Below are 21,031 nucleotides of genomic sequence, written 5' to 3'. Positions count from 1 at the left end.
TTACAATTCCAATAAAAAACCCTGAAGAATTTAATCTACAGGGTTTAAGAATATTAATTTGTTTGGGGTATTATTTTTAATATGCTTTAATCATAAATACATAATCTTGTATTTTTTCGATCTGCTTGGTACGTTTTAAACCAGACAGCAAGCTCTTTTTGTTGGCAGAAAGTTTATTTACGCCTAATGAATCCTGGGGAATAGCCCTCATGGCCTCTAAGATATATTTTGATTTAATGGCAAAGGCTGCACCTTCAGTCTGATCTGGCTTGCCACTGATAATACCAACCAAATTTCCGTTATTGTCTAAAACCGGACCGCCGCTATTACCTGGATTAACCGAAATGGCTACCTGATACTGAGTGGTATCTCCAATAAAACCATTTTTAGAACTCACATAACCCTCTCCAAGTACAGCATCGTCTTTTGGATAACCTAAAGTGTATACAATTTCGCCAATGTTACTGGTATTTCTTTTAATGGCATAAGGAATAGAAGATAAGTTACTGAAGTGTTTATCGTTTATTTTAAGAATTGCGATATCGTTCTGAGGATCTGTATAAATCGATTTTACTTTAAATGACTCTCCTTTACTGTTTTGAACATATAAAGAATCAGCTCCATTAATGATATGCAGGTTAGTTAAAATGTAACCATTGGTAGAAATGGCAAAACCAGTACCACCAAAACTATTCTGAGTACTAGGCTTATCAGAAGTTGCATTGTTATGCTTAATGTTTCTGATTAAGCTATTTTGTGTTTTAATGGCATTATTTACCCGATTACTTAATTGTCTGTAGCGCTCTGCCTGTTGAGTGCTATGTTGAATAGAGTAGATAGAAACCAAAGAAAGTACAACAAAAGATGCAGCCACTGCAATTGCAGATTTATGTTTCCGCCACAATTGAACTACACGTGAAGGATGAGGCCTAAGTGTAGAAGCCAGACTTTCCACATCAATTTCTGAATGAATATGATTTAATTGTTCTTTTAAGCGCAGCTGTTCTGCAAATGTATCCATAGATGCTAAAAAGAACTTATGCGAAACTACCTTATGATCTACTGTGGCATCATTAAGACGTAACTGTTCAAAAGCTTCCATTTCCTGTGCATTAAGTTTACCTAAAAGATAATCTTCAATAATTGCATCTAACTCCAAATCGTTTCTCATTTCAAATTATGGTTGAAAAAATATTTTCTTTAACCTTTGCAGGCATTTATATTTCTGCGTTTTTGCATTATCGGTATTGGTATAACCGAACTTTTCGCAGATATCCTGCATGGATAAATTGTGGATATAAAAATCCTGAATAATGGTTTTACAAGGTTCGCCAAGGTGATCAAGTGCCGATTGCATTTTTGCAAAAGAAGCATCTTTTTCTTCATGGTTTTCTACATCTTCTTCAACAGCAAATACATCTTCATAATCGGTAATATTACCGGCTTTTTTACTGTTCAGACTAAGTTTTTTTAGCCAGATACGCCTACAGACCGAATAAATATAAGTTTTCAGCTTGCTGCTGAGCTCAAAATTACCAGCCTTAATTTTGTTATATAAAATTATTATGCCTTCCTGATAAACATCTTTTGCATCATCTTCATCACCGTTATTGTTTAGGATAAACTGCAAAACCATCGCATAATACGCTTTGTATAACTTGTTAAGTGTATCTTCTGAGTTATTTAGAATACCTAAAATAACCTCTCTATCTGTTGGAACTGAACTCTTTAAACTGTTATTCACTAGTTAATACATTTTTCTATAAATAGTAACCCAATATTAGACAAAAAAATATTTATTGCTGCTATAATTACTTAATACAAACTAAAAGCAAACGGTAACCCAAATCGCCAGAAAAAAATATTTTACCTTTTCTGAAAATTATCGGGTTACCTTTTTACCTTTGCGGCATTAATAAGAAATTAATTACTAAAAAAATCAAAAATGAAAAATGCATTCAAATTAGGCTTTTTAGCTTTAGCTTTATCTTTATCAGTTGTAGCTTGTAAATCAGAAAAAAAGCTGAAGGTGCTGATACTACTTTAACTGATTCTTCTACTATCGTTACTGATACTACTGCAAAAGATACTACAGTTAAAGATTCTACCGTAAAAGATACAACTGTAAAAGCTACTACTACTACAACTGAAGTTAAACACTAGTCTAACTTTACCATAAAAAAGGCTTCTGGTTATACATCAGAAGCCTTTTTCATTTTTTTCATTTTTTTTCACTTTCTTGGGTTACCTTTTTTAATAATGGGTATTAACAGGTAAATTAATTAATTACTTAAAAAATATTCAAAATGAAAAATGCATTCAAATTAGGCTTCTTAGCTTTAGCTTTATCTTTATCAGTTGTTGCTTGTAACTCAGAGAAAAAAGCAGAAGGTGCTGATACTACAGCTACTGATTCTTCAACTGTAATTACTGACACTACTAAAAAAGATACAGTAGTTAAAGATTCTACAGTAAAAGATACTAGTGTAAAAACTACTACAGAAAAAACTGAAGTTAAACACTAGTTTAACTTACTTATAATAAAGCCTTTGGAATCCATTTTCAAAGGCTTTTTTATTTGCAAAAAACAAGGAGGTTACCTTTTCAAATTTTTAGTATTAATAGTATATATTAAACCCTAAAACATATATCAAGATGAAAAATGCATTCAAATTAGGCTTTTTAGCCCTTGCTTTATCTTTAACTGTCGCTGCTTGTGGCGATTCATCTAAAAAAGCAGATGGCACTGATACAACAGTGACCGATTCTTCTACAATTGTTACTGATACAACTAAAGTTGATACAGTAGTTAAAGATTCTACTGTAAAAGACACTACAGTTAAAGCAACAACCGAAAAAACTGAAGTAAAACACTAGTTATTTCAACTAAATAACATAAAAAGGTCGATATTTTTTACATATTGACCTTTTTTATTTAACAAAACCGGGTTACTTTTCCAGCTTTTTTATATAAATTAGTGATTAATTAATTTTAATAACCAAACAAATTAAAAAGACAATGAAAAATTTATTCAAGATGGGCTTTTTAGCTCTAGCTTTATCTCTATCTGTTGTAGCTTGTAAATCAGAGAAGAAAGATGGCGGAACAGATTCATCCAAAGTTGATTCTACAGTTGTTGATACTACAGTTAAAGATACTACTGTAAAAGACACAACCGTTAAAGACACTATTGTTAAAACTGATACTACTAAAGTTAAAAAATAGTTTTATCAAACCATTTGAAAAAGCCTTAGTACACCTAAGGCTTTTTTTATTTTTAGGCATCTAGACCTTAAAATCCATCAATTGTCGTAAATTTGCGGCAAAAATATAATCCGCATAATGAATTTAACATCACTACAAGCTATTTCACCTGTTGATGGCCGTTACAGAAAAACAACCGAAAGTTTAGCTGCTTACTTTTCGGAAGAAGCACTGATTAAATACCGTGTTTTTGTAGAAGTCGAATATTTTATCGCACTTTGCGAAATCAACTTGCCTGGCTTGGAGAGTTTTGACAGAAATCTTTATGCAGAATTACGTAAAATACACGAAAATTTTTCAGAAGCTAATGCGCTGGAAATTAAAGAAACTGAAAAAGTAACCAATCATGATGTTAAAGCGGTTGAATATTTTATCAAAAGTAAATTTGATGCTTTATCCCTTCAAAACTATAAAGAGTTTATCCATTTTGGCTTAACCTCTCAGGATATCAACAATACCGCCATCCCTTATTCTATCAAACTGGCGCTGAACGAAAGTTACTACCCGGCGATTGATTCTTTAATCGAAAAAATAAACGCACTGGCAACAGAATGGAAGGATATTCCGATGCTGGCACATACGCATGGTCAGCCGGCCTCTCCTACTAAACTGGGAAAAGAATTTTTGGTTTTCGCCGAACGTTTAAGCATTCAGCTGGAAAGTTTAAAATCTATCCCGAACAGCGCAAAATTTGGTGGTGCAACCGGAAACTTCAATGCACACCATATTGCTTATCCTCAATTAAACTGGGTTGATTTTTCGAATCATTTTGTAAATGAAATATTAGGCTTAACCCGAGCTCAACACACTACACAGATTGAGCATTACGATCAGTTTGCCGCACAGTGCGATGCTTTAAAACGCATCAATAACATCATTATCGATTTAGACAGAGACATCTGGACCTATATTTCGAAAAATTATTTCAAACAGAAAATCAAAGCGGGAGAAATCGGTTCATCAGCTATGCCACATAAAGTTAACCCGATCGATTTCGAAAACGCAGAAGGAAATGCTGGAATTGCAAATGCACTTTTCGAGTTCTTTGCTGCTAAATTGCCGATTTCGCGTTTACAGAGAGATTTAACGGACTCTACAGTATTAAGAAATGTTGGTGTTCCTTTTGGGCATACTTTAATTGCCATTAATTCTACTTTACGTGGATTAAATAAGATTTTATTAAATGAAGCTGCTTTACATGCAGATTTAGATGAAAACTGGGCAGTTGTTGCCGAAGCCATTCAAACAGTTTTAAGGAGAGAGAACTACCCTAACCCTTACGAAGCCTTAAAAGAATTAACCAGAACCAATTCAAAAATTAATGCAGCTAGTATTGCAGAGTTTATTGAAGGCTTAGCAGTTTCGGAAGCCATAAAAGTGCAATTGAGAACTATTACTCCATTTAATTACACTGGCGTTTTTTAGTAAAATTAAATTGACGTTAAGCAGACAGCCAGCAAAGGTTTTATTAGTGAGTAATTGTTAATTTTGTTTATTCAAATTGATTAAGACATGACGATTAACGTATATACAGAACAAACTCCAAATCCAGCTACCATGAAATTCATGGTAAACAAACTGTTAATAAATGGCAGTGAGGATTTTGCGACTAAAGAGAGTGCTGAACATTCGCCTTTTGCTAAAGAGTTATTTAAATTCAACTTTGTTTCTGGTGTTTTTTTCGCCAGTAATTTTGTTACCATTACCAAAACAGATGATGCAGAATGGGCAGATATTGAAGCTATTCTAAAAGAATTTGTTAAAGGTGCTGTAGAATCGGAATTAAAGATTAAAGAAGCGACTGCCGAAGAAGCACCTGCTTTTGAAGGTACGGAAACTGAAATTAAAATTCAACAGATTTTGCACGATTATGTACGCCCGGCCGTTGAACAGGATGGTGGTGCGATTACCTACAAATCTTTTGATGAAGGTGTGGTTACTGTAGAGCTACGTGGCTCTTGCAGTGGTTGTCCGTCTTCTACCATTACACTTAAATCAGGGATCCAAAACTTATTACAGCGAATGGTACCTGAAGTTACAGAAGTAGTTTCTGAAGCGCTTTAAAATGCATTTTTCATAGTACATATATAGTGAAAAGGTCCCAATACTAAGAATCGGGACCTTTTTTATGCATTCTTCTTTCTCGTCATGCTGAACTTGTTACAGCATCTTTCCTGCTAGGTTAGCCCCTTGAAATAAATTACCTTCTTTGAGCTCGCTTAAAGCTCGGTTTACTGCGTAGCTTTCCGCTGCGCTACAGGTCAGCACATGACATCACGATTATTAAAAATACTGCTTAATCGCAGTTAACATCTCAGTGGTAAGTTTCCCATTGGTAGCCAGTATCTCCCTTTTCTCAAAGTAATCATTACCTCCGGCAAAATCATACACCTCTCCTCCTGCCTGCTGAACGATAAAACATCCTGCAGCAAAATCCCATTGCTGCAGATTAAATTCGAAAAAAGCATCAAAACGTCCGCAGGCGGTATAAACCAGATCTACAGCTGCTGCACCTATTCTGCGTACTCCATGGCTTTTTTGCATCATTTCGGCCAGCAATTTCAAATATTGAGGCTGTTTATCAAACTGATAGTATGGAAATCCCGTAGCCAATAAACTCGATTTCAAATCAGGGTTAACAGAAACTTTGATTTCTTTTTATTCATAAAAGCCAAACCGCCTTTATATGAATAAAACATTTCTCCCCTGTTTAATTCGTAAACCACACCAATAACAGGTAATCCATCTTCATAAAGTGCAACACTAATGCCATAAGCCGGAATGCCATGGATAAAATTGGTTGTACCATCCAAAGGATCGATGATCCAGGTGTAGGTTTTGCCCACCCGGTTAATGGTTTTCTCTTCGGTTATAAAACCGGCATCGGCAATTAATTTTTCAAGATTTTGAACCAGTTTCTGCTCTGCTGTTTTATCAACATAAGAAACCATATCATTTAATCCTTTGTATTCGATTTTTTGTGCATCAAACTGCATGGCTTCCTTACGGATAAAGTTTCCGGTAAGCTTTACAATCGAGATCACTTTATTGCATATTAATTCGTAATTCATAACTATTTAACAACCAAACAAAGTTGTTGTTGGATTTTAAATGAATTTATAAGGTTGTTTATTGGGCCAGCTTGTTCTTGTTCCTTAAAGCATAAGCACTTAACGCAATCCCACCTACTACAAGAAAAGTTGAAATCATTTCTGCCTGCGTAAAAGACAAACCAAAAACATGGTATTTTGAATTTACCCGGATTAATTCAATGCAGAAACGCTCAACACCGTTTAAGATCATATAGATACCGAACATTAAACCAGGTGCTTTTATTTTATCTCTGATTTTCCACAAGAAAGCAAAAAGGATCAAACAGATAATTACTTCGTAGATCGGTGTTGGGTATACCCCTTGTGCCAATTCGTTGCAAAACTTTCCGGTACAACCGGGAATTGGAATACCTTCTCCCACTACGTTGTTTGGGTATTTATAAGACCACAACCAATCCGGAAGCCAGGAAAATGGTTTAGGGTTTGAATTTACAATCCCCCAGTCACCGTCGCCGGCTAAGTGACAACCGATACGGCCTACTGCATAAGCCAGCATCATTCCTGGTCCACCTACATCAAGCATGTGTAAGGGTTTAATACCGTTTCTTTTTGCTATAATCAATACCGCCGCACCACCGCAAATTAAACCACCGTAAAAAGTTAACCCACTAAACGACAATAACCGCTCGATGGGATGTTGAATAAAATCATCCCAATACTCCAGGTTATCGAAAAACTTTGCTCCTAAAAAACCCCAGATAGCTGCCCAAACAATCAGATTACTCATGATTTGGTAAGGGTGAATGGTTACCTGTGTTTCTTTTGGTTTATCGAGTTTATGTTTATTTTTTCGGTATAATCCCAGTAAGCAAACAATCCAGCAAAAAATAAACCACCAATTATATTTCCTTTGGTCGACATTAAAATCGACTGTGCATCATTTACAAAAAGTCTATAGTTTAATAATGCAAAAACCAGTTTATAACCAATAACAAACCCAAAAAGGCCATTCATGATTAATTCTGATGTAGTAGCAGGCTTGCCGATTACTACTGTTTTTTTTATTGGATGGAGTATGCCCAGCGCTTCTTTACGCTTAAGTTCTTTGGTAAAAGCCCAGTAACCAGCAACAAATGCCAGTGCTACAAATACACCGAATGTATTAAATGGAAGCGGTAAATTAATGCCGAAAAGATATTCTAAAAAATGTGAAACGGTAGGAAACATACAAATAATTTGAAGCGAAGATAGTAAAGAAAGACCAAAGCTGAAAGATTAAAGACCAAAGCTCAAAGACTAAAACGGAAAGACTAAAGACTAGCGTTTAAAGCTGGGAGAAAGAGGTAAAAATCTATTTTTCTATTTTGGAAAAGGGTGATTCTGTGTTTCATCGGTTAATACAGTCCTGCTCTCCACTTTACTCACCCGATTGAAAGAATCGGGATTCGTGCTCGCTGCGATCAGGTTTAATTATCGCATTGTAGTAGTTTCTGGGGGATTATTAAGCGCAAAAAACAGATTCTAAAAGCGGTTGTCTTTTTCCGCTTATTTGTCATCCAGAACGCAGTGAAGAATCTATATTGAGAAGGTAAGGTTCTTTTGTATTAATGGTGGCTTTTGACTAAGTGTTTTCGGGCTTCTGCATTTCATAAGTAAAAGATTCTTCACTACGTTCAGAATGACAGCAAAAGATATTGACTCAGGACTAATTAATGATGTGAGTAAACCGTTTCCAGTTCAGCTACTTCTACTTCTCCATCAGCAGTAATTTCTATCAGTTTAACTGCTTTTAGTTCGTTAACCATTAATGGATCGTACTTGGCACGTACTTTTACATAGTTTTTGGTAAAACCGTGCATATAACCTGATTTTTGATCCGCTTCAAAAAGCACCTCAGCTTCAGCACCAATTTGAGATTCGTAGAAAGCCCTCCGTTTTTTATCAGATAAGATATGAAGCATTTTACTGCGCTCATTACGTTCACTGCCAGCTACGGCACCTTTCATTTCAGCTGCTGCAGTTAATTCGCGTTCCGAATAGGTAAATACATGGAGGTAAGAGATATCAAGCTGATTTAAAAACTGGTAAGTATCCAGGAAATCTTCTTTCGTTTCGCCAGGAAAACCAACAATTACATCCACACCAATACAACAGTGCGGCATTACCTCCTTAATTTTGGCAACACGTTCTACATACAAATCGCTACGGTAACGACGGCGCATTAAGCCTAAAATTTTATCAGAACCAGATTGTAAAGGAATATGGAAATGCGGAACAAACCTTTTAGAAGTGGACACAAACTGGATGATCTCATTGCTCAAAAGGTTAGGCTCAATAGATGAAATTCGGATTCTTTCAATTCCTTCTATCTCATCTAAAGCTTTAACCAGGTCAAAAAATTTATCTTCGCGCTGGCCATTTCTGATTCCGAAATCGCCGAGATTTACACCCGTTAACACAATTTCTTTCACACCGCTTTCAGCAATCATTTTAGCACGGTTCACCACATTTTCAATGGTATCACTACGGCTTGCACCACGCGCTAAAGGAATGGTACAGTAAGTACAAGGATAATCGCAACCATCCTGCACTTTCAAGAAAGTGCGTGTTCTATCACCGATTGAATAAGAGGCAATAAAATTATGGTTTACTTTTTCAATATTCTGCTGATGAACAACAGCTTTAGGCTGTTTGGTTAAATCGGTAATATATTCTACTATCCTGAATTTTTCTGCAGCGCCCAAAACCATATCAACACCTTCTATTTCGGCAATTTCCTGTGGTTTTAACTGTGCATAACACCCTACAATGGTTACGAATGCATTTGGAGAATACTTTAAAGCTTCTTTAACAACTTTACGGCATTTTTTATCCGCGTGATCGGTAACAGAGCAGGTATTGATCACATAAACATCGGCCTGATCCTGAAATTCTACCACAGCATAACCTGCATCGGTAAATAAACGACGGATAGTTGATGTTTCAGAGAAATTAAGTTTACAACCTAATGTATAAAATGCGACCTTTTTCATTGAGCCTGCAAAGATAACAAAATAGATTTGAGTATTGAGATATGAGATTATAGATTAAAGGTAAATTACAGTTTATTAACAATGTTGTTTGTAGTTTTTCAATTTTCAGCTAATTATAAACGGTCGGGTGAAAACTGCTAACTAAACTTATCCCTCCTGCCAGCGGTAACTTTCCTGCTCAAAACCAGCCAAATCCAATACCCTGCTAATTACTGTTCCGGCCACTTCTTCTATACTTTTGGGCAGACTATAAAAAGATGGATTAGCCGGACAAATAATCCCACCGGCTTCGGTAACTGTTTTCATATTGTTGATGTGGATTAAGCTAAAAGGTGTATCGCGTATTACAGTAATCAGTTTTCTCCGCTCTTTTAGTACCACATCAGCAGCCCTTGAGATCAGATCGTTTGATATCCCATGTGCGATGCGCCCTAATGTACCCATTGAGCATGGAACGATGATCATGGTATCGTATTTTGCCGAGCCTGAAGCAAAAGGTGCATTAAAATCGTTCTTATTGTAAAAAGTAAAGTTTTTAAAGTCGTTATAGTTTTGATTGCCGAGTTCAAATTGCCAAACCTCTTTGGCATTATCGCTCATTACCACGCCAACGGCCTCAATCTGATCTTTTAATTTTAATAACTGATCAAATAAAACCTTTGCATAAACCGAACCACTGGCACCTGTAACTGCAACAATCACTTTCTTTTTCGTCATAACACAAAAATAGTTTTTCTAAATCTATTAAAAACAAAAAAGGGCCAGAACATTGTTCTGACCCTACATCTACCTATGAAAAACATACCCTCGAAAGGGTAAGAACAAATATATATAAATTTTTAAAAAAATGTAAGTGAGAAATATTAAATCGCTTAAATCAGATATTAAACTCAAAAATTAAACACAACATACTGATTATCAGATTAATATTTTTTAAAAAAATAGGTAAAAACTTTTTTAATGCTTAAAAAGACTCATTTTTAAATAAAATAACGTTTAATATCGTATAATAAATAATACAATTTCACCTTTTAAGGTTTTACTTTAAGTCTTATCTCCTCATTTTACAGCTTTAACTTTACATTTTTTTGATATTAGTCTAACATCATTTAAAACGATTTAAGAAAATATTTTAAAGATTTTTCTCACACCAAGCTCATTTGGATCTTATCCGGCTTAAAGTTTCTAACCGCATAAACAGAAAAGAGACGATATATTTTAGTGGTCCCCCTGGGTATTACAGTCTTACCCGGGAAACGAAATATTTCTTTCCATTTTAAATACCCGGTTATCGGAAATATTTTATTGGTAACAGGTTAAGGATTCCAAATTAGCCAATGGAATTCAGCTATTTAAAAACAAAAATCATTACGCTTATAACTTATACTATCTTGTATCATAAATATTATATGTTCCTTAAATAACGGTTGTCGATTAACTGTTTAAGGATTATATTTGGGGAACTGTCAACTCAAATATATGATAGATTTAGCTTCTCCATTCTTAAAAGCACTATTAAAACATTCTATAAGTCCTATAGTCATTTTTAAAATAAAGCCGATATTGGTGGTTGTAGCACATAACGATGCTTACCAGGCTTTAATTGAGCGCGTGGGTGGAAAATCAAAATTAAATAATATAGACATTATCCCAAACCTCGTATCTGATGCTGAAAAAAACATTCTAATTAAAACAGTTCAGAACGTTTGTGAACTTAAGGAAAAAAGTACGCTGATTATTCATCCCATCTATTCCAACTCACCGAACGTGAAGTGGGAATTGGAATTTTCGCCAGTGTTACAAAATGACCGCCCGGTTGAATACCTCGTTTGTTCGTTAAGGGAAATTCCAATGGATGAAAATGACCTTGAGCATATTTTATTTGAACTTGCAGAAAGTGAAGCACGTTTTAGGGGATTTTTTGAGCAGGCACCTTTAGGCATGTGTGTATTAAAAGGTCCGGAACTGATTACGGAGTATGCAAACGATAATATATTAAAACTTTGGGGTAAATACAGAAAAGAAGTTATCGGATTACCTTTGGAAGAGGCACGACCGGAATTTGAAAAACAGGAGGCACTTGTTAAACGTGTAAAAGATATCTTCAAAAACGAACAGCCATTAACACTCAACGAATTAAAACTCTCCACACCAGTTTCGGACGGTTATTTCATCGCTTTTTATGAACCTTTAAAAAATGATAAAAACGAAGTAACCAGAATTTTAGTGATTATTAAAGATATTACAGAACAGGTAAACTTTAAAAAAGAACTGCTTAAGGCAAAAGATATTTTAAAAATAGCCATGGATGCATCAGAAATGGGCTCGTGGAATATCGACTTGGAAAATAAACAAATTCTTCTATCAGAAAGGGCACAGCATATTTATGAACTGGAGAATAACAGATTGGGCATTGAGGAAGCCAAATCGTTAATCAGCCCTGAAGATATCAGGCATCTTACTGGTGGCATTAAACATGCATTACACCATCGAAGCGCTTTTAACATCGAATATCAGATCAATTTGAATGGCGTCAGTGAAAAGCACAAATGGTTAAGAACTGCTGGAAAAGCCTATTATAATGAGGAGGGAAAAGCTGTTTATATTGCCGGAGCTGTTCTGGATATTACAGAACATAAGCAGGATGAAATTAGAAAAAATGATTTTATCGGGATGGTAAGTCACGAGCTGAAAACCCCTCTAACCTCTTTAAGTGCCTACGTACAGCTTTTACAATATAAGTTTAAAGAAACAGATAACAACTTTCCCAATCAGATACTGGATAAGATAAATATTCAATTAAAAAGAATGTCATTAATGATTGATGGCTTTTTAAACGTATCCTTACTGGAATCTGGTAAAATTTCATTAAACAAAACAAATTTTAACCTTATTGATTTAATTAAAACCATTGCTGAAGAAAACAGAATGGTTCTACCCAGCCATTTTATCCAGGTAGTTGGTCCGGAAGAAATGATTCTACATGCTGATATGGAAAAAATTGGCAATGTAATTAATAACCTGATTGGCAACGCAGCAAAATACTCGAAAAAGAATCTCTAATTGCAATAAAATGCGAAATACAAAAAGGTTATATAGTTGTAAGTGTAGAAGACGAAGGCATAGGTATCAGAGAAGATGATATACCCCGACTTTTTGACCGTTTTTATCGCGTTGAAAGTTCAGATACTAAAACAATTGCAGGATTTGGTGTTGGCCTGTACATTTGTGCCGAGATAATTAAAAGGCACAAGGGAGAAATTTGGGCAGAAAGTAAATTAGGAGAAGGTTCTACATTTTATTTCAGCTTGCCCATCCCAACTGACCAGTAATACCCTGAATATCCTTTCGGCAGGAGTAGAATTAAACTTTTACCTCTTCCATAGCTAATTTAACGTTAACCGCCACCAGGCCACGCTCGTGTAATTCAATTTCAAAAACTATTTTCGAGTTTATATTAATCCGATCAGATACATCATCTAACTGAAAATGGATATCCTGACCGTTTTCGTCAATAATGATTCCATGCCCATTTTCAAAGTCAATCTGGATAACGTCTCCCTTCCTATTCAATCCCATTGCATAATTTATTTTTTATAAATAATTGGCAATTATAACCAATTTACGTATAATTAAAAATACATAAATCAATTTTTTTGTACAACCTTCAGTGATGATTGATACGGTTTTAGTTACTAAAACGAATTAATGTAAGCAAACAGGCAATTCTGCGTCAATAAAATATTAAACAATATTTTCACAAGCAACTGTTTTACAACTTGTTATTATAAATAAAAAATTTTATTTTTATAACACCAAGTCGATTTGTGCTTTTTATTAACTGAATTAATCATCTCCACTATGAAAAATTTCACCTCAACCCCGAGTACTAAAGAAGAAATTGTCGCATTATCTGAAGAAACCGATCGAAATTATTGGGCAAACCGCTTAGGAGTAAGTTCTGAAGTGTTAAAGTCAGCTGTTAGGGCCACCAGGTGTATTACACTGAACCAGATTACCGCTTATTTGAATCAACAAAAGAAAATGATTAGTATTTCCTGATTTTTGTACATTAATTGTCAACAGTTTTAATAGAAGGTCTTCTTTCCGGGCAGGCCGATCGTGTGGACACATCTTTTTTAAGTATTTTTAGGCGTTTTGCCAGCCAACTTTAATAAAGCACGGATTTTAACCAAGGACGCTGTCAATCCCAGGAGCCGGGGGAAATCAAAAAAACAGGTGCACAACAGTAAAAATGACACTAACAAACCTGAAACGCAGTGGTTTTGTGTTCATAACCGATGATTTAATTTTAAAAAATATTGAACACAAAACGAAGTGCCGCTGTTTTTTTGATGCGCGTGAGATTGCGCAAAAGGCTCATTGCTGGATTGACAAAGCGCTTTGGGTACTTTGGCGCTCCAAAATGCCATGCCCAGCGGCATAGAGCGATAGAAGAATGTTATAATTAATTGTGTCCACACGATAGGCGCAGGCGGGAATCTTAATAAAATAAGCTTTAAGATCTCCAATGGACCCGATAGATATCTGGTTGGGAATGACGATCGCTCGAATTCCCAACAAAAGGCTATTTTTTATGATTTTTCAAATAAATCAAACATCCAGGTAGCAATCGGTGAGGCAACTTCTATATTAGCAAGTTTTAATATTTTAACCTCGCAGCGCAATAAGCCAAAAGGTGTGTTGATTCTTTTGAAATCTTTTTATGGCTAAGGCTAGCTTTGATATGTCCAACTGCATTTCCAAGTTTATCCTCCAAAAGATCAAGCATATTCATCAGGTTTTCTGGTGCTACAGTTAAGGATAACATGGGGTAATATTTATGCTCCAGAACTTTTCGCTGACTATCTGTAGCTAAATCCAATGTCCACTCTTCATTTGCAGAAAAACCATATTCGTGCCTGGTATTGTTCAATTCGTACAAGAAAACTTTGGCCTGATTTTTTTGATCGTTATTTACCATTTTTACCGGTTTTTTTGGCGAAAGGATCAATTTCTGTTTTTGCCGTTTTGCCTTTTCCCGATTGGTAATCTGAAGGTGCCTTTTTATTTACACTGGCTTCTTTCTTTTTGTCTCTACTCATAAAATAAATGTTTACTGTTAGCTAAGACCAATCATCATTGCTTAAACAATTCGGTGGTTGGAATAAGAAATACTCATCCGATAAGATTAGCAAATACTATAGTGGTACATCAGCGAGAGAAAAGAAGTAATTGTATTACTGATATAAACAAATATACATTTATTAATGGTTAAAACAGTCATAGAAGTCTGGTTATCAGAATATCTTTTATTTAAAAATCAAAAGAAAAGTATTGCAAATAAAAAAGGGTCGAAAAATTAATTCCAACCCTTTATATGCTTAAATTATTTTAAACTTTTATTTTTGAGATTGCTCAGGCGCTTTTCCAATCAGATCCATAAACTGATCCAGTTTAGGTGTAATGATAATCTGTGTACGTCTGTTTTTGGCTTTTCCGCCTGGTGTATTGTTATCGGCAATTGGATTAAACTCTCCACGTCCACCAGCAGTTAAACGCTTAGGGTCAACAGCATACTTCGTCTGCAATACCTGTACTACTGATGAAGCACGTAAGGCACTTAAATCCCAGTTGTTACGGATGTTTGTTTGAGCAATAGGTACATTATCAGTATTACCTTCTATCAACACATCATAAGTATCGTAATCTTTAATAATTTTGGCAATTTTGCTTAAAGTTTCGCCAGCTTTATCAGAAACTTCATAGCTACCTGATTTATATAACATGTTATCTGCTAAAGAGATGTATACTACACCTTTAAGTACCTGTACATCAACGTCACCCAACTCTTCACGGCTTAACGATCTTGTTAAGTTATTAGTTAACACCATATTAAGCGAATCGCTTTTATTTTTGGCATTTACTAACTGTTTGATATATTTATTTGAACTGTTAATCTCATCAACCAGTTTTGAAATGTTAACATTTCCCTGGCTACTGGAATTTAAACATTTGTTCAAAGCATCTTGCAGTGCCGTTACATTGGCCTTTTCTGATGCGATCTGCTCTTCTAAACTTTTAACCCTGCTGGTGCTTCCGCTAAGCTCACGCTGACTATCCTGGTATTTATTACTAAGCTCCTGATTTCTATCTCTTAACTTGGCATACGTATCCTGAAGTTCAGCGTACTTCTTATTGCTTACGCATCCTGCAGCAAGTGCAAGTGTAAAGAGCATTATGGGAATCGATTTGTATAATTTCATAATATTACTTTATTTGTTAATACTGCATCAGCAAATTCCTTGCCGTAAAGTTTTACATCGCCTCATGCTGATGTTAAAACGTGTTAATTTTTACCGAATCGAAGCTTGCCAATGCCTTGTAAGTTCTTAGTCCTATACTACCCGATTGGTATTGATTATCTGTTGCCGAGAGCACAGGTTGAACTGATCCGTTTATAAAAATATCAAATTTATCTTCCTTCGCCACTATCTTTAAAGTATACAATTCGTTCATTTGAATAGGATATTTTTCAGAACGTATCACCGTCCATTTTTGTCCATTAGCTTTTCCAAATATGACGCTTCCGTTGGGTTGATCTAAGCCTACATAATATCCCTGGTAAGCATCAGGACCAATTGCAGGGTTAGAAACCCTGAAAATTAAACCAGCATCACCTGCGGTATTGATTTTTACATCTGCCTGATAAATAAAATCTTTAAAGTCTGTTCCATTGGCCAAATATTTAGACCCATTTATGCCATAACCACCAGAGCCTGCATTTGATGCAGCGTTCATCTCCCCATCTTTCCAAAACCAGCCACCGCCATAAAAAACCCAATTGCTGGCCATTCCCTGATCAAAGTTTTCAACCAAAGTTTTATTTACTTTTTTTGGCTCTCCGATCACAGGGAAACAGCTTAGGCGGATATTTTCAGATCCGTATGGTACCAGGATAACTTCTTCCTGCTTTTCAGCTGATGCAACTGGACTAAAGGGCACATCAAAAGCAGACACCTTATTGTAACCTAAACCCCATGATGGAATCTTTTTTGCCTGAACCTTTATTTTAACCGGTGTATTTGCCGCAATAAAAGGATTCGCTGGCATTTCCAATTTTAGCACGGCAGCGTTACTTAAACCACTTTTATTGATCATTAAACCATAATTCCACGCCGATTCGGGATGGATTTCGTAATCTGTAAAGCCAGCAACAGGATGCGTTTTGGTTACCTTATTTGTCGTTTTAATTTCCAGTGCATAAACAACAGGTCCACGTTCTATACTTATAGAATTGTTTACCTGCGCCCTGGTCGTAATTTCCATTGGAAAATTCAGTTCTAATTGATCGTGATTTTTCCATTCACGGGCTATGGTAAACATTTCTCCAGCTTTTACACCTTTTAATGTAGCTCCATTTAACCTAATGCCTGGTTTTACACTCCATGCTGGAATTCTTAAAATTAATGGAAAGGATGTACTAGCGGCAACTTCTATTTTTAACCTGATCTGTTCTTCGAAAGGGTAATTGGTTTCTTCGGTAATTTTTATTTTTTTGTTTTCGGCTACCACAGTTTCTATTTCCATAGGACCATAGGTAATTACGGCCAAACCCTTCTCTGGAGTAGCTACCACACTACTTTTCACAAAATAAGGCCAGCCCATGTGCATATTATAGCGGCAGCAGCCATAGCCTGAATATGGGCTGGAAACGATACCTGTAGCATAATCCTGATTAAAGCCATGCTCGCCATGAATACTCTGTACCTGATTGGGTAATGTGTAATAGGAGTGATTTTTAAAATCCCGGCTAAACTGAGCAGGCAAAGCATTAAAGGCCACTTTCTCCAGCTGATCGCCAATTTTTGCATTGTGAATAACCTTTGCTGCAGTCTCTAAACTCTGCATCCATTCTACTACCGTACAGGTTTCTACCCCTTCTATACTGCTTGTACCAGCCAAAAATTCAGTTCCGGAACCTAAACCTTCTGGCTGACCGTGATCGTGCATAATATGTGCGATACCTTTAGAGAGTGCTTCAAGATTAGATGGAAGATCTTGAAGTTGTGCATAAACTACAGGAAATTTTAAAGCCTGAGCCACATTAACCATGTGTTTTGGCTGAAAATCATCACCGAAAAAGTAAAATCCGTTATTGCTATAAATATCAATCCAGGGGTATGCCTGTTGTTTTAACTTTTCTACAAGTTTTAATAAATCCTGATCACCGGTTTTATTGTAAAGCCAAATGGCAATTTCCATGTTATCGCCCGCTCTAGCCTTAGCCCACTCTTTTAATGGATCAGCATCGAGATTATCGAGTTCATATTTAAAATATCTGGAGAGAAATGGAAGAACCCTTTTATCATTTGTGGCTTCGTAATAGCTTTGCAAAGCATACATCATTGGCATACGCGGCCACCAGTCTTTCATTTTCGGTGGACCAAATAATCCGTTAGTTTGTTGATTGTTTAAAGTCCAATCGATATACTTTTGTGCTTTCGCTTTTAGCACAGGATCATCTAAAGTATAAGCCAATGCGACTAAACCTTTAACATAATAGGGTACACGCTCCCATCCATTTCCATCACCTCCCAGCCAATCAGAATTTTTGCCTAGATTATCTTTTTCAGGGTACAGCGCTTCGGCCATTCCGGTTGCACCATCTCTTTGTTGTTCCAGCTGCTTTAATAACCATCCCCTGGCTTTAATACTGCCTATTGGTAATTGCACATAAACATGCTGTTTTAACGGAGCTTTATTAAACTCTGTTAAACTTTGAGCATATAATGCATGAATAGACAGAACGAGCAGGAAATAAATTAGGGTAAATATTCTTTTCATAAAAGACATATTGGTTAGATAATGTTTTATAAAACTAGTAAATATACATGGAATATTAAAACGATTTAGTAAGCTTATATTTAAAACATGAAATATCTGGAGACACTGCTTTCCAGGTTAAAAAATTCAGAAACTATAGGAGTACCAGATGTAAAATTCTTCAGTAAGCAATTGTTTGAGGTTCAAGGGTGAAAGCATTGTTAACTAAAAATTATTTCAGGCAATACTGTTTGTGGCACAGGCAACGGCCAGGTATTTACCCCGATTATATAAGTTCAGCAATGCGATCGTTAGTCTGAGCGTAGCAAGATTTCTTGAGATAGATAAATCGCAAATAAATACCCTTCGACTACGCTACCATTTACAGACTCCAAAAAAGGTCGTCACCACGACCGAAGCAACGCGAAGTGGAGAGATCTATCAAAACAGATTTTGCTTCACAAAGCCTTCAGGTTCTCGACTGCGTTACCGATGTAAACTCGGTACAGGTAGCACTCCGCTTAAAATGACGGTAATTCTGGGAGATTTTTACGCTTAGATTAATTGATGTCACTCATATTGATTTTATACAATAAATTATCCCTCTAGGTGACATCATTTTGCGATTTATCCCTTAACTTAATAACATTGAGCACTCACCTTCATAAAAAGATAGTAATGGAAAGAAAGACTGCTCTGACCGAAAAGCATTAAACCTGCTTTACAAAAAATTCAACCTTTTTAAGCGCAAATGCTTTACCTCTGTTATTTCTTTGCAAAGGTAAGGCCTTGCCAGGTATCTGTCCTGAATGGTGACGCTGGCAAGCCATCGTTACTAACCAGGTTACAAAGAGGATTATTTCCCCATGCATAACGAACAGCAACAGGATTTGCGACCTGATCGCTACTGACAATAATCTGATTTCCCTTGATACTTGCTTTGGCCCAATAAAATTTCTTATCTGCTCCGGCAATGGCAAAACCTTTTAGCGCCTTACCATCTGCCGTTTTTAAACCATTTTGGCTATTGCCAAACGTTAATATAATCTGTTTTCCTTCAATTTTATTTGATTGGTAAACGGGGCCGGAATAATTTATTTTTTGGCCATACGTTTTAGCCAAGGCAATTAACGCCAATCTTCTACCTACCTCTTGTTTGTTTTTAGGGTGAATATCTTTTGCATCGCCGATATCAATAATTGTAGCCATGCCTGTATTTGGCAAAGCAAGTGTTTTTTGCTGTGCCTCCCTAAGTTCTGCCCAGGCAGATTGTGATGGCTCATTATCGATCTGCATAAAATTAGCCAACTGAACAAAATAGAATGGAAAATCTCCCTGAGCCCATTTCTGACGCCAATCTTTGATCATTGTTGGAAATAACTCGCGGTACTGGTAAGCTCTATCAGCATTACTTTCTCCCTGATACCAAATAGCACCTTTAATGGAGAATTGCAGATAAGGATGAATCATGGCATTATATAAAACTGTTGGGCGATTTGGGCCATTTTCTTCATAAGGCTTAGGCTCAATATTTTTAAAATCTAAACCTATTTTATATTTCCAATCTCCCGCAAGCGAAATTTTTTCACCCGCATTATTTGTCACATTTAAATCTTTCGCCTCTCCATAAATGCCACCGCCGCCACCGCTATCAAAAACACGAACGGTAATGATATTTTCGCCTGGTTTGAGTAAATCTGCAGGTATGGCATAACTTCTACCTACGTTATAGCCAACCGTTTCGCCAACTTTTACACCATTTACATAAGTGATATCATTATCATCTATGGTTCCGAGATTAAGCTTTATGCCGTTTGTTTTCCAATTTTCCGGAATAGTCACTCTCCTGCTAAACCATACAATACCATCGAAATTTTTAAGTGCAGCTTCTTCCCACAAAGTTGGCAAAGTCATGCTTTTCCAGTCTGTAGTTTCTGCTGTGACCCATTTAAGCTGCCCAGCCTGATAACCAGAATCCTTTTCAGTGGTCATCTTAACCCAGTTGCTTACTTTTTCGTTGTAAGAAACGGTTGAAGGGTTAATACCTGCTTGTTGGATTTTATCAACTGCAGCAGAAAAATCGGACATTTTTTAAGCGATTCGGCGCTCGTCCATGCTTCGGCGATCGTTCCTCCCCAGGAAGTATGGATCAGGCCGATAGGAATTTTAGTTTTTTCATATACTTCGCGGGCGAAGAAATATGCGGTAGAAGAAAACCCGGCAATATATTTTGGACTACATTCCTGCCATCCACCATTTGCAACTTTGGCATCGTTTATAGGAAAATTGCTGGTTATGTGATCTGCCTGCAATAAACGGATATTTGGATATTTAGCTTCAGCAATTTCTTTTTCACTATTGAGGATTTTGCCCCAGCCTGCCAGTGGCATTTCCATGTTTGACTGCCCGGAACAGATCCATACATCACCAATCAATACATTATTGAGCACCAGCAACTCTCCATCTGATATGGTTATGGTATACGGCCCTCCATAACCTGGGGTTGCCACTTTAATTTTCCAATTACCATTGGCATCGGCAATAGCACCATAATTAATTTTATTCCAGGAAACCATTACTTTAACTGCCTTACCTGCATTTGCTTTGCCCCAGATTGCAGCGTTGGTTTTCTGCTGTAAAACCATATTATTGCCAAAAACTGAAGGTAATAAGATTTTAGCTTGTGCAAAAGCAGATATGCAAAGTAATAATGCAATGAGAAGTATGGATTTTAACCTTTGGGCGCTCATATTTTAATCTATTTTTTGATGATTAGAAAGCGAATGTACGTTTTCTACCGATCAACATCAATATATAAGCCTGCTGCACACAAAATTTATGGCTAATGAGATAAA

21 protein-coding genes and 1 pseudogene are annotated in these 21,031 nt (G+C 36.1%); 8 read left to right on the top strand and 14 right to left on the bottom strand.

What is annotated here, in order from left to right; genetic code table 11:
- Positions 1-76: 76 nt before the first annotated feature.
- A complete protein-coding gene (locus ACQ86H_RS11545; RefSeq protein WP_431294932.1) occupies positions 77-1,171 on the bottom strand; it encodes a trypsin-like peptidase domain-containing protein in 1,095 nt (364 codons plus the stop codon).
- Positions 1,172-1,177: 6 nt separating this feature from the next.
- Entirely contained in the window at positions 1,178-1,744 is a 567-nt protein-coding gene (locus ACQ86H_RS11540) for an RNA polymerase sigma factor (protein ID WP_121283153.1), read from the bottom strand.
- 562 nt (positions 1,745-2,306) lie between these two features.
- On the opposite strand from ACQ86H_RS11540, the gene ACQ86H_RS11535 reads away from it, so the two are divergent.
- The 5 genes from ACQ86H_RS11535 (at position 2,307) to ACQ86H_RS11515 (ending at position 5,329) form a co-directional block, all read left to right on the top strand.
- The gene (locus tag ACQ86H_RS11535) at positions 2,307-2,525 is read left to right on the top strand and encodes a hypothetical protein (protein WP_025142864.1); all 219 of its coding nucleotides are present in this window, start codon (positions 2,307-2,309) and stop codon (positions 2,523-2,525) included.
- A 130-nt stretch (positions 2,526-2,655) separates the two neighbouring features.
- Positions 2,656-2,877, top strand: coding sequence for a hypothetical protein (locus tag ACQ86H_RS11530; RefSeq protein WP_138821785.1), 222 nt, complete (start codon positions 2,656-2,658; stop codon positions 2,875-2,877).
- Between the two features lie 142 nt (positions 2,878-3,019).
- A complete protein-coding gene (locus ACQ86H_RS11525) occupies positions 3,020-3,226 on the top strand; it encodes a hypothetical protein (RefSeq protein ID WP_138821786.1) in 207 nt (68 codons plus the stop codon).
- Positions 3,227-3,343: 117 nt separating this feature from the next.
- Positions 3,344-4,690, top strand: coding sequence for an adenylosuccinate lyase (gene purB, locus ACQ86H_RS11520; RefSeq protein ID WP_138821787.1), 1,347 nt, complete (start codon positions 3,344-3,346; stop codon positions 4,688-4,690).
- Positions 4,691-4,777: 87 nt separating this feature from the next.
- Positions 4,778-5,329 (top strand): NifU family protein, encoded by a 552-nt coding sequence (locus ACQ86H_RS11515; protein WP_121283148.1) that lies wholly within the window; start codon positions 4,778-4,780, stop codon positions 5,327-5,329.
- Positions 5,330-5,548: 219 nt separating this feature from the next.
- On the opposite strand, the pseudogene ACQ86H_RS11510 reads toward ACQ86H_RS11515, so the two are convergent.
- The 5 genes and pseudogenes from ACQ86H_RS11510 to ACQ86H_RS11490 all read right to left on the bottom strand — a co-directional run bounded on the left by ACQ86H_RS11510 (position 5,549) and on the right by ACQ86H_RS11490 (position 10,067).
- Positions 5,549-6,261: pseudogene (locus ACQ86H_RS11510) on the bottom strand (inositol monophosphatase family protein).
- 133 nt (positions 6,262-6,394) lie between these two features.
- Positions 6,395-7,183 (bottom strand): prolipoprotein diacylglyceryl transferase, encoded by a 789-nt coding sequence (locus tag ACQ86H_RS11505; protein ID WP_431295381.1) that lies wholly within the window; start codon positions 7,181-7,183, stop codon positions 6,395-6,397.
- Positions 7,126-7,545, bottom strand: a complete 420-nt coding sequence (locus tag ACQ86H_RS11500; RefSeq protein ID WP_431294931.1) for a hypothetical protein — start codon at positions 7,543-7,545, stop codon at positions 7,126-7,128. The genes ACQ86H_RS11505 and ACQ86H_RS11500 overlap by 58 nt, the downstream gene beginning before the upstream one ends.
- A 482-nt stretch (positions 7,546-8,027) precedes the next feature.
- On the bottom strand, positions 8,028-9,350 hold the full coding sequence (gene mtaB, locus ACQ86H_RS11495; RefSeq protein WP_431294930.1) for a tRNA (N(6)-L-threonylcarbamoyladenosine(37)-C(2))-methylthiotransferase MtaB: 1,323 nt from the start codon (positions 9,348-9,350) through the stop codon (positions 8,028-8,030).
- Between the two features lie 147 nt (positions 9,351-9,497).
- Positions 9,498-10,067: a UbiX family flavin prenyltransferase gene (locus ACQ86H_RS11490; RefSeq protein ID WP_138821791.1), complete on the bottom strand. Its 570-nt coding sequence runs from the start codon at positions 10,065-10,067 to the stop codon at positions 9,498-9,500.
- 762 nt (positions 10,068-10,829) lie between these two features.
- Between ACQ86H_RS11490 and ACQ86H_RS11485 the strand changes: the two genes are divergently transcribed.
- A complete protein-coding gene (locus ACQ86H_RS11485; RefSeq protein ID WP_431294929.1) occupies positions 10,830-12,413 on the top strand; it encodes a PAS domain S-box protein in 1,584 nt (527 codons plus the stop codon).
- Positions 12,392-12,682 carry a sensor histidine kinase gene (locus tag ACQ86H_RS11480; RefSeq protein WP_431295380.1) on the top strand — a complete coding sequence of 97 codons (291 nt, stop codon included), beginning with the start codon at positions 12,392-12,394 and terminating at the stop codon, positions 12,680-12,682. Before ACQ86H_RS11485 ends, ACQ86H_RS11480 begins: the two co-directional genes overlap by 22 nt.
- A gap of 31 nt (positions 12,683-12,713) precedes the next feature.
- Here the strand turns inward: ACQ86H_RS11480 and ACQ86H_RS11475 are convergent, their stop codons facing one another.
- Positions 12,714-12,929: a hypothetical protein gene (locus ACQ86H_RS11475; protein ID WP_431294928.1), complete on the bottom strand. Its 216-nt coding sequence runs from the start codon at positions 12,927-12,929 to the stop codon at positions 12,714-12,716.
- A gap of 282 nt (positions 12,930-13,211) precedes the next feature.
- On the opposite strand from ACQ86H_RS11475, the gene ACQ86H_RS11470 reads away from it, so the two are divergent.
- Positions 13,212-13,412 (top strand): DUF3606 domain-containing protein, encoded by a 201-nt coding sequence (locus ACQ86H_RS11470; RefSeq protein ID WP_138821794.1) that lies wholly within the window; start codon positions 13,212-13,214, stop codon positions 13,410-13,412.
- Between the two features lie 601 nt (positions 13,413-14,013).
- On the opposite strand, the gene ACQ86H_RS11465 is transcribed toward ACQ86H_RS11470, so the two are convergent.
- From ACQ86H_RS11465 to ACQ86H_RS11440, 6 genes are all read right to left on the bottom strand, one after another.
- The gene (locus ACQ86H_RS11465; RefSeq protein ID WP_138821795.1) at positions 14,014-14,334 is read right to left on the bottom strand and encodes a hypothetical protein; all 321 of its coding nucleotides are present in this window, start codon (positions 14,332-14,334) and stop codon (positions 14,014-14,016) included.
- Complete coding sequence (locus ACQ86H_RS11460) at positions 14,324-14,455, bottom strand: hypothetical protein (protein WP_256377621.1); 132 nt, start codon at positions 14,453-14,455, stop codon at positions 14,324-14,326. Before ACQ86H_RS11460 ends, ACQ86H_RS11465 begins: the two co-directional genes overlap by 11 nt.
- A gap of 297 nt (positions 14,456-14,752) precedes the next feature.
- Positions 14,753-15,616: an OmpA family protein gene (locus tag ACQ86H_RS11455; RefSeq protein WP_138821796.1), complete on the bottom strand. Its 864-nt coding sequence runs from the start codon at positions 15,614-15,616 to the stop codon at positions 14,753-14,755.
- 73 nt (positions 15,617-15,689) lie between these two features.
- On the bottom strand, positions 15,690-18,197 hold the full coding sequence (locus ACQ86H_RS11450) for a beta-L-arabinofuranosidase domain-containing protein (protein ID WP_431294927.1): 2,508 nt from the start codon (positions 18,195-18,197) through the stop codon (positions 15,690-15,692).
- A 744-nt stretch (positions 18,198-18,941) separates the two neighbouring features.
- Complete coding sequence (locus tag ACQ86H_RS11445; protein WP_431294926.1) at positions 18,942-20,264, bottom strand: sialate O-acetylesterase; 1,323 nt, start codon at positions 20,262-20,264, stop codon at positions 18,942-18,944.
- Positions 20,183-20,926, bottom strand: coding sequence for a sialate O-acetylesterase (locus ACQ86H_RS11440; RefSeq protein WP_431294925.1), 744 nt, complete (start codon positions 20,924-20,926; stop codon positions 20,183-20,185). The genes ACQ86H_RS11445 and ACQ86H_RS11440 overlap by 82 nt, the downstream gene beginning before the upstream one ends.
- Positions 20,927-21,031 lie beyond the last annotated feature (105 nt).

The sequence above is a fragment of the Pedobacter sp. P26 genome (assembly GCF_050632135.1).
In the GTDB taxonomy this organism is placed as follows: Bacteria; Bacteroidota; Bacteroidia; order Sphingobacteriales; family Sphingobacteriaceae; genus Pedobacter.
Note: the sequence above shows the minus strand (reverse complement) of the source record. Positions and strands in the feature narration are given on the sequence as shown.